This window comes from Streptomyces sp. NPDC002476 (assembly GCF_042889785.1).
Lineage (GTDB): Bacteria > Actinomycetota > Actinomycetes > Streptomycetales > Streptomycetaceae > Streptomyces.
This window is the reverse complement of the sequence record NZ_JBIARH010000003.1, coordinates 108,078-121,423: the sequence shown is the minus strand read 5'-3', so window position 1 is coordinate 121,423 and position 13,346 is coordinate 108,078. Positions and strand designations below refer to the sequence as shown.

Here is a 13,346-nt window from a genome sequence, read left to right as displayed (position 1 = left end):
CGACCGACACGGCGTTCACGATCACAGCACGGTCTCAGTCCGTTTCGGACAGGTTCTGCTCGACCAGGTGATCGCCGTGCGCGTCGTCCCACCCCACTCCTAACCAGGCAGCGCCAGCTCGAACCACACGGTCTTGCCGGTCTTGCCGCGCCTGGTCCCCCAGCGGCGAGCGGTGCACGCCACCAGTTGCAGCCCCCTGCCGCCCTCGTCTTCGGGCCCCGCGGCCCGTTCGGTGGGCGGATCCGGAAGCGGATCGGAGACCTCCACGAGCAGGCCGGAGTGGGCGGAGGCCGCGTCACCGTTGGGATGGGGGCGCTGCAACCGTACCCCGATGGGGCCAGATGTGTACTGCAAGGAGTTCGTGACCAACTCGCTGACCAGCAAAACCGTCACATCCCCGACGGCCGCGTCGAGCCCCCAGCCGCGCAACGCCTCGTGGACGGCGTGCCGCGCGGTGCGTACCACGCCGGGCACAGCGGGAAAGGTCCACTCGGCGCAGTCGCCTTCGGTGTCGATCACGCCGATCACTTCCCAAGACCAGCAACGGGTACGCCCTGCTTACACGGGATATTCAGCTCATACCCGATATTCAGGACGAACTATCGCCGGGAGCGACACGTGGGGCGTACGGGTGTATGGCCCCGCGCGCGAACAGATGTACGCAGAGAGAGGGGCGCACGGGGAGAGCACCGCGCGCCGGAACGGCGGGAACCGGCGCCGACCGCTGCCCGACTCCGCGTCAGCGGCGCACGCCGTACCCACCGGCTCGCACCACTCCCGGCGCCGGCCCGCTCCCGGCGCCGGTCCGCTCCCGGCGCCGGTCCCCGGAGGACGTTCCGGTGCCCAGTGGCCAGGGTCCGGGCCCCGCACCGGCACCGGGAGCGGCGCGATGTCAGATGTCGGCGGGGGCACCACCCGGCACGTCGACGGGGGCGCCGTCCGGCAGGCATCGCACCGCTGCCGCGACGGCGGGCAGATCCTGATCCAGCCAGTCGACCGCGTAGATCTCGTCGGGCCCGAGCCAGCGCAGTTCGTCATGGTCCTCGAGCGGCTCGGGCACACCGGACACCAGCCGCACCGTCCACACCCTGAGCACGTACCCCGGCTTCAGCGGCCACTCACCGGGGACCCGCTCCAGTGGGCGCGCTTCCACGCCGAGCTCCTCGCGGAGTTCCCGTACGAGCGCCTGCTCACCGGTCTCCCCCGGCTCCAGCTTCCCGCCCGGCAGCTCCCAGCGGCCGGCCAGCTCGGGCGGGGCGCTGCGGCGCGCGGCCAGCAGGCGGCCCCGGTCGAAGACGGCTCCGGCCGCCACCACGAGATTGTTCATGAGCCGGAGCGTAACGCCGAGGGCTCGGACAAGGGGCGGGAAAGTGCGCCCACGGATGCCCCCGCACGACACCCCGGCCCCGCGCACGGTCCCGCGCCGCACCCGGGCGCTCCACCGCCCCCGGCCCGCACCGCGGCCGGCACATCACCACGGCCGGTCGACGGCTCGGGCGGGTCCGTCATCACGGCCGCCCGGCATCCCGGGCGGGTACATCATCACGGCCGGTCCGCATCCCGGGCGGGTACATCACCACGGCCCGGCGGCGCCCCGGCCCCGTCACGTCAGAGACCGGCGCCTTCCCGGGCCCGGCACGTCACGTCACGGCCGCGCAGACCGGTCGGCGCGCTCCACCCAATAGAGCTGCTTGTGGCCGTGGATCTCCAGCTTGTCGGCCATCTCCTGGGCCTCGCCGCGTGTGGCGTATCTGCCGACGCGATAGCGATTGCCGTTGTCGTCCTGCCGTATCACCAGCCAAGGGAGCTCGGCACCGCTGTCGGTCATCGCGCCCCTTCCAAGCATCGCGCCCCTCCCCCGAACGGCTCGAACGTCTTCGACGGCTCGTTTAAGAATCCCCAGGAAACCGCGGTACGCATATGCCGGAGCCTACGCCAGACCTTCACTGAACGGATACGTAATTACACAAAGAGATACCGATCCGGCCGCGCAAGAGGGGCGCATCCCCTCGGATACGCCCCCACGACGACATCGACGACCACATCGGCCGGCCGTGCGACTCCTCGGCCGACCGCCCCCCGACAGGGCTTATCGGAGCCTGACCGGCAAGGCCGGCGGCGGCCGCTCGCCGGTCAAGGAAACCCGGACTTGCGGCGGACCGGCGAGCGGCAGCGACCTCCGCTCGCCGCTCACCTGACCGGGAGGTGGTAGGCGATCCGGAAACGGTCGGCGGGCACCACCACATCCGCCGTCTCGACCGGGCGCCCCGACGCGTAGAACGTACGCTCGATCACCATCACGACATGGCCCGGAACACCGCCGAGCGCCAGGAGCTCCTCCGCCAGCCCCGGGCGCGCACCGACCTGTTCGACCACGTTGTCCACGACGACGTCGATCGCGGCCATCCGTTCGGCCACCCCGCAGCCGCCCAACGGCCCTTCCTCCGGCAGCATCACGGGCGTGCGCCCCGTCAGCGCGAGCGGCTCCCAGGACGTGGAGAGCATCATCGGCTCCCCCGCCTCGCGGAAGGTGTAACTCGTGCGCATCACACGGTCACCGGGCTCGATGCCCAGCCGCTCGGCGACGGGACCGGTCGCTTCCTCCTGCTCGCTGCGGGACTCCCACGTACCTCGCGCGCCGTCCGCCGTCTGCTCCTGACGGAACGAACTGGCTCCCGAAACGGGCCGGTACCCCGAGCGGGCGATCCGGCGCGGAACCGGCCGCTCCCGCACATACGTACCGGAACCGGAGCGGCCCTCGACCAGCCCCTCGGCCATCAGCACCTTGCGCGCCTCCAGCGCGACGGTGTCCGACACCCCGTACTCCTCACGGATACGGGCCTGGGACGGCAGGCGCGTACGCGGCGGCAGCGAACCATTGACGATCTTCTCCCGCAGATCGCTCGCAACACGCAAATAGGCGGGCTGCTCACCGAAAGTCACAGGCCTCTCCCAACAGGTTGACGGTCTGCAACAGATTGACAACGGTCGGTTGCCCATCGCAAGCAAAGGCCAGAGATTCACTCGAAGTGATGATCGATGGGAGTGGCCCGCATGACACGCTCCACGCGCAGGGATAAACCGTACATGCGTCCGTACATCATGCATCCGCGCAAGGGGCGAGGGGCGGCCGCCCTTCGCCCCTCCTCGACCCTGCTCACGCCTCCGCGGCCCGACGGCCCGCGGAGCGATCCGGCGAGCCGTCCACCGATCAGGGCATCGACCGACCCATCGGGCGACCCATCGGGCGAGTCATCGAACGATCCGTCGGGCGGACCACCCGGGAAGCCGCACGGTCCGCCCGACAGGCCGTCATCAGAACTGCATGCCCCAGGAGTTGATCCGCCCGGTGTCGCCCCCGGCGTTGTCGGTGACGCGCAGCTTCCAGGTGCCGTTGGCCACCTCGGACGAGGCGTTCACCGAGTAGGTGGTGACCACGTCGTCGCTGCTGCCGCCCGTTCCGCTCGCCTTCAGGTTGTAGACCGAACCATCGGGCGCGACGAGGTCGATCTTCAGGTCGCCGATCCAGGTGTGCGTGATATTGACGGGCACACCCAGCGTGGCCGGAGCGTTCCCACTGACACCGGAGACCGTGATGGGCGACTCGACGGTGGAGTTGTCACGGATGGTGTACGCCGTCGCGTTCTCGAACTTCGGTCCCGGCGGGGTCGTGGTGCCGCTGCCGACGTTCAGCAGCCGGTTCGGGGAGCCCGTGCCCGGGCTCGTCACCACTCCGGTGCTCGCCGCGGCGACCAGTCCGGCGGAGACCTGCGCGGGGCTCTCAGCCGGATGGTCGGCCAGGTAGAGGGCGGCCGCACCGGCGACGTGCGGGGTCGCCATCGAGGTGCCGGAGATCGTGTTGGTGGCGCTGTCACTGGTGTTCCACGCCGAGGTGATCGACGATCCCGGGGCGAAGATGTCCAGCACACTGCCGTAGTTGGAGAAGCTGGAGCGGGCATCCGTGCTGGTCGTGGAACCGACCGTGATGGCCTCGGTGACCCGCGCGGGAGACCGGGTGGAGGCGTCGGTCGACTCGTTGCCCGCGGCCACCGCGTAGGTCACGCCGGACGCGATGGACTTGCGCACGGCGGCGTCGAGCACGGAGTCCGCCCCGCCACCCAGGCTCATGTTGGCGACGGCCGGCTTGACGGCGTTCGCCGTCACCCAGTCGATGCCCGCGACCACTTGATCGGTCGTGCCGGAGCCGCTGTTGTCGAGGACCCGGACGCCGACGACCTTCGCCTTCTTGGCCACGCCGTACGACGAGCCCGCGACGGTGGCGGCCACGTGTGTGCCGTGACCGTGGCCGTCCTGCGCGGTGTTGTCGTTGTCGATGGCGTCATAGCCGTACGAGGCCCGGCCGCCGAAGTCGTTGTGGGTGATCCGGACACCGGTGTCGATGATGTAGGCGGTGACACCCTCACCGGCCTTGTCCGGATAGGTGTAACTCTGGTTCAGCGGAAGGCTCTTCTGGTCGATCCGGTCCAGCCCCCACGAGGGCGGCGAGGGCTGCGTGCCGGTGATCCTGAAGGTCCGGTTCTGCACGACGGACACGACGGCCGGGTCCGCGGCGAGCTTCTTCGCCCGGTCCTCCGAGAGTTCCACCGAGTAGCCGTTGAGGGCCGCGTGGTAGGTCCGCTTGATCTTCGCGCCGTACTCCCTGGCGAGGGACCTGCCCTTCGCCGATCCCGCGTCGGCCGCCGACTCGTCGAGCGTGACGATGTAGCTGCCGCTGATGGCGCCCGGGGCACCCGCGTTCTCGATCCGGCCTTCCGCCGCCGGACCGGCCGCGGTGGCGGGGAACGCCGCCGCGGTGGAGAGCGCGAGGGCCGCACCGGCTATGACGCTCGCTGCGGCGGCTCTTCGCCGGGCGTGGGGGGTGTGACGCATCACTGACATCCGAGGGTTCCTCCTCGATCGCGGTGCACTGGTGTGGGGTCCAGGGGTCATGGAGGTGAAGGTGGAGCGGGGCCGGGCGGATCGAGCCGAATGGGCTCGAATATCATGGACATGACAAACACACGCTTCGGGTTCCGCGCATCCAAAGCCCGGCCGACAGCGAAAGGTTGACCGATTCCTGGGATTCGCACAAGGGTGCGTTGACGCATGCCATACCTTCGCCCTTCAGCCGCCATACGCCTGACACGCTGACGGGCATGGCTTCCTATCTCTGCCCGCTGGACGGCACCCGCGCCGACACGACCTACCTGACCTGGTGTTGCACCCTCTGCGGCGGCCCCTGGGACCTCGACTTCGAGCCTGCCGGACCGCTGTCCCTCAACTCCCTGACCGGCCGCGTCAATTCACTGTGGCGTTACGAAGAGGTGCTGCCCCTCGCCTCTCCCACGACCAGCCTCGGCGAGGCCGCACCCCGCTCGTGCCGCTCACCGGCACGGTCTCGGCCAAGCTCGACTACCTGATGCCGACGCTCTCCTTCAAGGACCGCGGCGCGGTGATGCTCGCCGAACTCGCCCGGCGTCTGGCACCCGAACGGGTCGTCGCGGACAGCAGCGGCAACGCGGGCACGGCCGTCGCCGCGTACTGCGCCCGCGCCTCGCTCCCCTGCACGGTGTACGTCCCCGAGGGCACGTCACCGAAGAAGACCGAGCAGATCCGGGCGCACGGCGCCCACTTGGAGATCGTCCCCGGTGACCGCGAGGCCACCGCGCGGGCGGCCCGAGCCGCCGCCGGCGCCCCCGGCACCTTCTACGCCTCACACGTCTTCAACCCGTACTTCCTGCACGGCACGAAGACCTACGTGTACGAACTCTGGGAGGACCTCGGCGGCCGTCTGCCGGACGCCATCGCCGTACCGGTCGGCAACGGCACCCTTCTCCTCGGGGCCGCCCTCGCCACCGCCGAACTCCACGCCCAGGGACTGATCGACGAACGCCCCGCGCTGATCGCCGTCCAGGCCGAGGCCGTGTCGCCGCTGGCCACCGCCTTCCACGCGGGCTCCGACGACCTCCTCGGCACCCCGACCGGAACGCCCGCGCCGGCCTCGCCCACCCTCGCGGAGGGCATCGCCATCCCCTGCCCGCCGCGCGCCCGCGCCGTCCTGGCGGCGGTGCGCGCGTCGCGCGGCACCTTCCTCACGGTGACCGAGGACCAGATCCGCGCGGCCCAACTGGACCTGGCCGCACGGGGTTTCTACGTGGAGACGACGGGCGTCGCCTGCTGGGCGGCGGTCGGCGGCCGGACGGACCTCGAAATCGTCGTGCCGCTGTGCGGCGCAGGCCTCAAGACGGGCCTCGCCCCCTGACGCCGGAAACCGGACACGGGACACCGGGACACCGGGACACCGGGACACCGGGACACCAAGACGAAGCTCTCACCGGGACGAGGCGCCCGGACCGGCGTTCACCCGTGCGCCGCGCGCCGTGCCCCTGCGCCCGGCACGCGCTTCCCTACGTTCATACGGTGAGCCTCTCGCGCATCTGTCTCCTCACGTCCCTGGCAACCCTGACGTCCCTGGTCGCGGGTGTCCTGATCGCACCGCCACCGCCCGTCTCCTACGCGGCCGTGCCCCGCTCACCCGCGACCACCGACTGCGGCCACGACGCCGACCCAGCGTGGACCCTGTCCTCCACCCGTTTCGGCGAGGCCGGCGGCTACACCCCGTACGTCGGCAACGGCTACCTCGGCCACCGGGTGCCCGCCGCGGGCGCGGGATACGCGGCGACGGGAGAGAAGACCGGCTGGCCGCTGTTCACCCCGCGCTACGACGGAGCCTTCGTCTCCGGCCTGTACGGACGCGACAAGAACCTCGCCGCCGGCCGCGAGGTGATCGCCGCCCTGCCGAGCTGGACGACCCTCGACGTGCGCGTCGCCGACGAGACCTACGGCTCCGGCACACCACCGGCCCGGGTCTCGCGCTACCGCCAGACGCTGTTCCTCCGCTGCGGTCTGGTGCGCACGTCGCTGCGCTGGACCACAGCCGACGGACGCGCGACGGACCTCACGTACGAAGTGCTCGCCGACCGGTCCGACGCGCACACCGGCGCCGTACGGCTGCGCATGACCCCGCGCTGGAACGGCATCGCGACCGTCACCGCCCGGCTGGACCCACGAGGCGCGCGCCGCATCGACCTGGAGCCCGACGGCACGTTCCGCACCCGGGGGACCAGAACGGCGGGGGCGATCGCCCAGACCCTGCGCACCCCCGGACCGGGCACGCCGCACGGGTCCGACACCCCGCAGACCGGCAACCCACAGACAGACAAGCCACAGACCGGCAGCCCACAGACCGGCACCTCGCGAACCGGCGCGCACCAGACGATCACGCGCCAGGTGCGCGCCGGGCGCACGTACACCTTCGAGAAATACGTCGGCGTCGACACCACGCTCACCTCGTCCGACCCGCGCACCACCGCCCGCGCGGCGTCGACGCGCGCGGCCCGGCGCGGCTGGACGGATGTGCTCGCCTCGAACGCCGCCGCCTGGCACAGGGCATGGGCGGCCGACATCTCCGTACCGGACAGCCCCGAGCTGCGGAAATGGCTGCGATCCGCGCAGTACGGCCTGCTCACCGCCACCCGGCCCGGTTCCCGCGACAGCATCGCCCCGACCGGGCTGACCAGCGACGACTACGCCGGCCTGATCTTCTGGGACGCCGAGATCTGGATGTACCCCGGGCTGCTCGTCACCCGTCCCGAAGCGGCCCGCTCGATCGTGGAGTACCGCTACCGCACCCGCGCCGCCGCCCGCGCCAACGCCCGCAAGCTCGGGTACCGGGGCCTGTTCTACCCGTGGACGAGCGGGAGCCGGGGCGACCTGTGGAAGGAGTGCCACAGCTGGGACCCCCCGCACTGCCTCACCCAGATCCACCTCCAGGGCGATGTCTCGCTCGCTGTCTGGCAGTACTACCTGGCGACCGGGGACCGCGCCTGGCTGTCCGGGCACGGCTGGCCGCTGCTCCGAGGGATCGCCGAGTTCTGGACCTCCCGGGTCACCCCGAACGGCGACGGCAGCTACTCGCTGAAGGACGTCGCGGGCCCCGACGAGTACAGCAACGGCGTCACCGACGGGGCCTTCACCAACGCCGTCGCCGCCACCGCCCTGCGCAACGCCGCCCGCGCCGCGCGCCTGCTCGGACACCCCGCACCGGCCGAGTGGACACGGGTCGCGGACGGTCTGCGCATCCCGTACGACCCGGCGCGCAACCTGTTCCTCCAGTACGCGGGCTACAACGGCTCGACGATCAAACAGGCCGACACGGTGCTCCTGCTCCATCCACTGGAATGGCCGATGAAGCCGGGCGCCGCCGCGGCCACGCTCGACTACTACGCCCCCCGCACCGACCCGGACGGTCCGGCCATGACGGACTCGGTCCACGCGATCGACGCGGCCACGATCGGCGAGGCCGGCTGCGCGACGTACACCTACCTCCAGCGGTCCGTGCGCCCGTTCGTGCGCGGCCCGTACGCCCTGTTCAGCGAGGCGCGGGGCACGAAGGCGGGCGCCCAGGACCAGCTGGCCGGGGCCCCCGCCGAGGACTTCCTCACCGGAAAGGGCGGTTTCCTCCAGGTCTTCACCCATGGGCTGACGGGGCTTCGGCTGCGCGAGGACGGGGTGCGGCTCGACCCTCTGCTGCCCCCGCAGCTCGGCCGCGGCGTCACGCTGACGGGCCTGCGTTACCGGGGCCGCGTCTTCGACATCGCGATCGGCCCCCTGACGACCACGGTCCGGCTGACCTCCGGCACCCCGTTCACCCTCCACACCCCCACCGGCCCCCGCCTCCTCACCGGCGCCCTTGCCCTCCCCACCCGCCGCCCCGACCTCGCCGCCACGACGGACGCGGCCCGCTGCCGTCCGGTGACGGCGACCTCCGAGTCCCCCGGCCTGTACGCGGTGGCCGCCGTCGACGGCAGCCCGGCCACCTCCTGGTCCCCGGACGGCGCGACGGGCTCGCTGACGGTCGACCTGGGGCGCGCCGCCCCGGTCACCTCCGTTCAGCCGGAATGGACGGACGCGCGCTCCGTCCCGTACCGCCTGGAGACCTCGACGACCGGCACCGTCTGGCACCCGTACCACCCGGGCGCGACGGCCCGCCTGGTGCGCCTGACGGTCACCGCCCCGGACCCGGAAAAGCCGCCGGGTGTGCGGGAGCTGACGGTCAGACAGCCGTGAGGGGCGCTTCCGGGGTTCCACGCCCCGCTCCCGACCACCGGGCGCTCCGCCGTCTCCGACGACGACGAGCTGGTGATGCCGGAGAGGAGCCGGGCTTGGTTCCGGGGATGGGTGTCGGCCAGATCCACACGATCGACAACGGCGAGTTGGTGGTGTGGGCGGTACACGTCGGCCAGCGGTCCACCGCCTACGACGCCTGAACGCTCCTGACGCCAGGTCCGAATATCCAGTACCAACCCAGTACGGGATCGGCGAAGGGGCCGCCCCTGGAGGAGCCGCCCCCTTCTGGCCTGCATGTTTGCCACGTCAGCGACGTGGTGCCATTTCACCTACTCGCACGTTGAAGCGGAATGTCTGCGGTCTGATCCTGACCTGCGGCGGAGCTCAGCACAGGGACCTGACCTGGGATTCCTCGTTGGCATACGTTGGCTCCCGATGGCCGTTTACGGGTGTCCTGCGGACTGGCTGCGGACTGGCTGGGCACCCCGAGGCAGAGAAATCCATGGCACCCCGGCGGGAGCTGCAACGAGACTGCGCGGGTGAGCGACTCCTACCCCTGCCCGTGCTGCGGGCACCGCGTGCTGGGCGCGATGCCTGGCTCGTACGAGATCTGCCCCGTCTGCTTCTGGGAGGACGACGGGGTCCAGTTCCGATGGCCGACCATGGCAGGCGGGGCGAACAAGGTCTCCCTGATCGAGGCCCAGCGGAACTACCGGGACTTCGGCGCCTGCGACGAACACGGCCGGCGGTACGTCCGCCCTCCGGCCGACGACGAGCCCCTCGACCCCGCCTGGCGCCCCATCGATCTGGCACAGGACTCCTTCGAGGACTGGGCGGCCGAGGACCGCGCCCCCTGGCCCGATGACCACTCGGTGCTCTGCTGGTGGCTGCCTACTTTCTGGCGCCGGGACCACCCATGACCACTCACATCGAGAGACTCATCCAGCAGCTCGACGACTCGACCGGCCCGTCGTACGACGCCCGCGCGGAACTGATCGGCATCGGCTCCAACGCCATCCCCGCCATCATCAACGGACTGCCCTCCCTCGGCGGCTTCGGTCAGCTGACCGCCATCGAGGTTTTCGAAGAGGTGGCGGACCCACGCTGCGGCCCCATCCTGATCACCCTCCTGCGCAGCGACGACTCCACCGTCCGGGAATGGGCGGCGATGGCCCTGGCGAGCCTGAAGATCGACGGCGCGGTCGAGCCCGTGCGCCGCGCCTATCGCGCCTGCCTGGAGCGGGCGACGCCACCGGACTGGAGCGAGCCGGAAGGCATCCGCTGGGCCCTGACCGAACTCGGCGCACGCACCCCCGTCGTCCCGCCGCTCACCGCGCGCCTACGCCCCACTGCTGCGGACAACGTCCCTGGCTGGCCCTCGGCCCACTTCACCGAGATCATCAACGACCTGGCCGACCACTCCCAGGTGATCCTCTACTCCCAGTTCTGGCGGGTGGACGCCGGCAGCACATACGGCGTCTCCGGCACCGGTCTGGACTGGGAACTCGACTGGACCGCGCCCTGGGAGCACCTGGTCGAAGAGTCCCGCACCTGGTCCCTGCTGGAAGCCTCCGAAGCCCCCGTCGGCGACAACATCTTCGTCACCCCCATCTGGATCGACCGCACCGACCTGAACCCGGAGAGGTGACCGATGCCGTCCCAGCACCCCGAGGAAGTCGGCTACGGCCATGTGGTCGAGAGCTACGTGACGAGGACGTACGGCGGCCTCCCGCGCTACCTCGTACTGAACGGCGGGCGGTTCCTGGGCCCCCGGTGGTGGCACACCACCCGCTTCACCCGACACCTGCTGAATGACGCCGCCGCGATCACCGACGAGGAACTGGAAGCCCTCCTCGGGTACGAATGGCGCTCGCGCCTCACCGCCGCCTGGCTGATCGGCGTCGACGGCCGCGAACGGTTCCGGGCACGCATCGGCGACCTGCTCCTGGCCAGCGAGGTCTGCTACTCCGGCAGCGCATACTGCTTCGCCCTGGCCCGCTTCGGCACCCACGCCGACGCCGAGATCCTCACCGCCTACCTCGACCACTACCTCCCCTGCACCGACCTCCACTACGACCAGCCCGCCGCCCTCGGTGCCCTCCTCCGCCTCGACGCCTTCCTCGGCACCCACCACGCCGACCGCTTCACAGAGCCCGACGGCCTCTGGGACGAGTGGGTCAAGGGCGTGGGACGCCTCGGCTACCCCAGCCACATCCCCGCCGAACAGCGCCGCTGGACGGACCTCCAATGCGAGTTCGCCAACGGCTGGCGACGCCTGTAGGTCGCGGTGCAATCACTGCCCCCAGGCCCCCTAGTTCCCACCAGTTAAGGGCCTGAACAAGCCAAACGCACACAGGAAAGCCGGTTCTGCCCGACGATGGAAATGCGGAAGACCGCCGACACGCGGAGACAGGGGGAACCATGCGCATCGACGTGCGGGTAGGGGCCGAGGCAGACGAGCTGCGTTCACTGCACCAGTGGCTGGGGGCAGACAGAGAGATCCGCAGGTCGTCCTCCTTGACACTCCAGGAGAAGCCTCCCGAGCCAGGGCACATGGGCGGTTTGCTGGACGTCATCCAACTGGTGACTGACAACGGATGGAGCGCTGCCTCCTTCGTGGTGGCACTGGCCGCCTGGAAGCGAACCAGGCCCCAGGACCCGCGGATCGAGATCAGGCGGGGTGACACCGTGATCGTTCTTACCCAGGGCAGCGATGCCGAGATCGAACGTGTCATTCGTGCCCTTGAGACCTCGACCGAGGATGAGGCACCTGGGACATGAGCGTGTTGCCCGACCCCGGCGCGACCCGAGCCGTGCTGATCGGCACCAGCCACTACGACCACCTGGAGTCGCTGCCGGCTGTGTCCAACAACCTGACCGCTCTGGCCGAGGCGCTGACCGGACCCGCCTCTTGGACCCTGCCGCAGGAGCATTGCACGATCCTCTCCAACCCCACGACCGCAGAGATGACCATGGCCGCAGTGCGAGCCGCAGCCGAGCAAGCGCGCGACACCGTGCTGATCTACTTCGCCGGTCATGGGCTGGTCGACCCCGAAGGGGACCTCTATCTGGCCATGCCGCAGTCCAAGCAGCAACGCGTGGAGACCGGACTGCCCTATCGGTGGATACGGCAGGCTCTCCTGAACGGCCGGGCCGATCGATGTGTCGTTGTCCTCGACTGCTGCTACAGCGGTCTGGCCCTCGGGACGATGGGCGGCCCATCAGATCTGGCCGATCAGGCGGCCGTGGAGGGGACATTCCTGCTGGCCGCTGCTGCAGAAACACGCCAAGCACTCGCCCCGCCGGACGAGACCTTCACCGCGTTCACCGGCGAGCTCCTCGCCACGCTTCAGACGGGCATCCCCAATGGGCCTGAGCTGATCGACTTTGAAGCGCTGTACCGGCACTTGCGCATCAGGCTGGCGGCTAAGGGACGTCCCGACCCACAGGCGAGGGGCAGGAACACCGCGGCCCGACTCGCTCTCGGCCGCAACCTGGCCTGCCTGCCGACAACCGCGACCACCCCGTCTACTGACGGGGAGCCAGCCACAGGGCGCTCCTGGCCGAGTCCCTCGGGAATCCGCACTGTCAGGGGTTTCTTCAAGTCGTTGGCCGATGTTCGTGTGACGAGCGGTCTCACCCATCAGATGGTTAGCCAACGTTCCGGTGGGCGCATCTCACCCGGTACCGTCAGCCGTCTTTTGAACCGCGAGAGCCTTCCCAAGACCTGGCACACCACAGCGGTGTATCTGTCCGCCTGCGGCGTGCCGGATCAGCAGGTCGCTGAGTGGCATGCCGTCTGGACGCGGTTGCTAACGGATACGACGACCGACGCTTCGGCGCTCACCGTCCCGCAACCACGCCAGAACCAGAAGCCCACCACGTTGCAGCGGTTGACCGGAAGAGTGTCCCGGCGAAACGGTCGCAGCCGAGATCACCGTTCAGGGAGTAGCTGAGGCAGTCGGAGATGCCTGCTGCGGAGCCGGAGCAGGTGCCTCGCTGTCATCGCCGAAGACCGTGTTCCAAGCGGCAATAGCCAGCAACGCCGCCGCAATCACAACGCCCGTCGCAGGCTTCTTCACCTGCTTGGCGGCCGACGGCCGCACCCAGTGCCCTGCCCGGTAGTAGGGCTTGTCGCTCTTCTGCGCCACTGCGCTCTCCCCCAACGACACTGCCACCTGATCCCTAGACACAGTTTGACAGCGGCCCGTCCGCCC

At 70.3% G+C, this 13,346-nt stretch carries 12 protein-coding genes and 1 pseudogene; 7 read left to right on the top strand and 6 right to left on the bottom strand.

Annotated elements, in window-relative coordinates; genetic code table 11:
- Positions 1–99: 99 nt before the first annotated feature.
- The 5 genes from ACFYXM_RS04405 to ACFYXM_RS04385 form a co-directional block, all read right to left on the bottom strand.
- On the bottom strand, positions 100–528 hold the full coding sequence (locus tag ACFYXM_RS04405) for an ATP-binding protein (RefSeq protein WP_389286749.1): 429 nt from the start codon (positions 526–528) through the stop codon (positions 100–102).
- A 364-nt stretch (positions 529–892) separates the two neighbouring features.
- Entirely contained in the window at positions 893–1,327 is a 435-nt protein-coding gene (locus ACFYXM_RS04400) for a (deoxy)nucleoside triphosphate pyrophosphohydrolase (protein WP_389286747.1), read from the bottom strand.
- Positions 1,328–1,645: 318 nt separating this feature from the next.
- Entirely contained in the window at positions 1,646–1,846 is a 201-nt protein-coding gene (locus ACFYXM_RS04395; RefSeq protein WP_389286745.1) for an SPOR domain-containing protein, read from the bottom strand.
- Positions 1,847–2,190: 344 nt separating this feature from the next.
- Positions 2,191–2,943, bottom strand: a complete 753-nt coding sequence (locus tag ACFYXM_RS04390; protein WP_389286743.1) for a GntR family transcriptional regulator — start codon at positions 2,941–2,943, stop codon at positions 2,191–2,193.
- 372 nt (positions 2,944–3,315) lie between these two features.
- Positions 3,316–4,899, bottom strand: a complete 1,584-nt coding sequence (locus ACFYXM_RS04385) for a S8 family peptidase (protein ID WP_389286741.1) — start codon at positions 4,897–4,899, stop codon at positions 3,316–3,318.
- Between the two features lie 257 nt (positions 4,900–5,156).
- On the opposite strand from ACFYXM_RS04385, the pseudogene ACFYXM_RS04380 reads away from it, so the two are divergent.
- The 7 genes and pseudogenes from ACFYXM_RS04380 to ACFYXM_RS04350 all read left to right on the top strand — a co-directional run bounded on the left by ACFYXM_RS04380 (position 5,157) and on the right by ACFYXM_RS04350 (position 13,085).
- Positions 5,157–6,262 (top strand): annotated as a pseudogene (locus ACFYXM_RS04380) (pyridoxal-phosphate dependent enzyme).
- 158 nt (positions 6,263–6,420) lie between these two features.
- Positions 6,421–9,129 carry a glycosyl hydrolase family 65 protein gene (locus tag ACFYXM_RS04375; RefSeq protein ID WP_389286739.1) on the top strand — a complete coding sequence of 903 codons (2,709 nt, stop codon included), beginning with the start codon at positions 6,421–6,423 and terminating at the stop codon, positions 9,127–9,129.
- 539 nt (positions 9,130–9,668) lie between these two features.
- Positions 9,669–10,049, top strand: coding sequence for a CPCC family cysteine-rich protein (locus ACFYXM_RS04370; RefSeq protein WP_389286737.1), 381 nt, complete (start codon positions 9,669–9,671; stop codon positions 10,047–10,049).
- Positions 10,046–10,777, top strand: coding sequence for a HEAT repeat domain-containing protein (locus tag ACFYXM_RS04365; protein ID WP_389286735.1), 732 nt, complete (start codon positions 10,046–10,048; stop codon positions 10,775–10,777). The genes ACFYXM_RS04370 and ACFYXM_RS04365 overlap by 4 nt, the downstream gene beginning before the upstream one ends.
- A gap of 3 nt (positions 10,778–10,780) precedes the next feature.
- Positions 10,781–11,410 carry a DUF6000 family protein gene (locus ACFYXM_RS04360; RefSeq protein WP_389286733.1) on the top strand — a complete coding sequence of 210 codons (630 nt, stop codon included), beginning with the start codon at positions 10,781–10,783 and terminating at the stop codon, positions 11,408–11,410.
- 140 nt (positions 11,411–11,550) lie between these two features.
- A complete protein-coding gene (locus tag ACFYXM_RS04355) occupies positions 11,551–11,910 on the top strand; it encodes a hypothetical protein (RefSeq protein WP_389286731.1) in 360 nt (119 codons plus the stop codon).
- Complete coding sequence (locus tag ACFYXM_RS04350) at positions 11,907–13,085, top strand: caspase family protein (protein ID WP_389286729.1); 1,179 nt, start codon at positions 11,907–11,909, stop codon at positions 13,083–13,085. Before ACFYXM_RS04355 ends, ACFYXM_RS04350 begins: the two co-directional genes overlap by 4 nt.
- Here ACFYXM_RS04350 and ACFYXM_RS04345 read toward each other — a convergent pair.
- Positions 13,071–13,280: a hypothetical protein gene (locus tag ACFYXM_RS04345; RefSeq protein WP_139216355.1), complete on the bottom strand. Its 210-nt coding sequence runs from the start codon at positions 13,278–13,280 to the stop codon at positions 13,071–13,073. The genes ACFYXM_RS04350 and ACFYXM_RS04345 overlap by 15 nt on opposite strands.
- Positions 13,281–13,346: the final 66 nt, after the last annotated feature.

Bases quoted from the DNA above. Each gene is read 5' to 3' on its own strand.
- ACFYXM_RS04400 (WP_389286747.1), bottom strand. From the start codon at position 1,327: ATGAACAATCTCGTGGTGGCGGCCGGAGCCGTCTTCGACCGGGGCCGC.
- ACFYXM_RS04395 (WP_389286745.1), bottom strand. From the start codon at position 1,846: ATGCTTGGAAGGGGCGCGATGACCGACAGCGGTGCCGAGCTCCCTTGG.
- ACFYXM_RS04385 (WP_389286741.1), bottom strand. From the start codon at position 4,899: ATGTCAGTGATGCGTCACACCCCCCACGCCCGGCGAAGAGCCGCCGCA.
- ACFYXM_RS04365 (WP_389286735.1), top strand. From the start codon at position 10,046: ATGACCACTCACATCGAGAGACTCATCCAGCAGCTCGACGACTCGACC.
- ACFYXM_RS04360 (WP_389286733.1), top strand. From the start codon at position 10,781: ATGCCGTCCCAGCACCCCGAGGAAGTCGGCTACGGCCATGTGGTCGAG.
- ACFYXM_RS04355 (WP_389286731.1), top strand. From the start codon at position 11,551: ATGCGCATCGACGTGCGGGTAGGGGCCGAGGCAGACGAGCTGCGTTCA.
- ACFYXM_RS04350 (WP_389286729.1), top strand. From the start codon at position 11,907: ATGAGCGTGTTGCCCGACCCCGGCGCGACCCGAGCCGTGCTGATCGGC.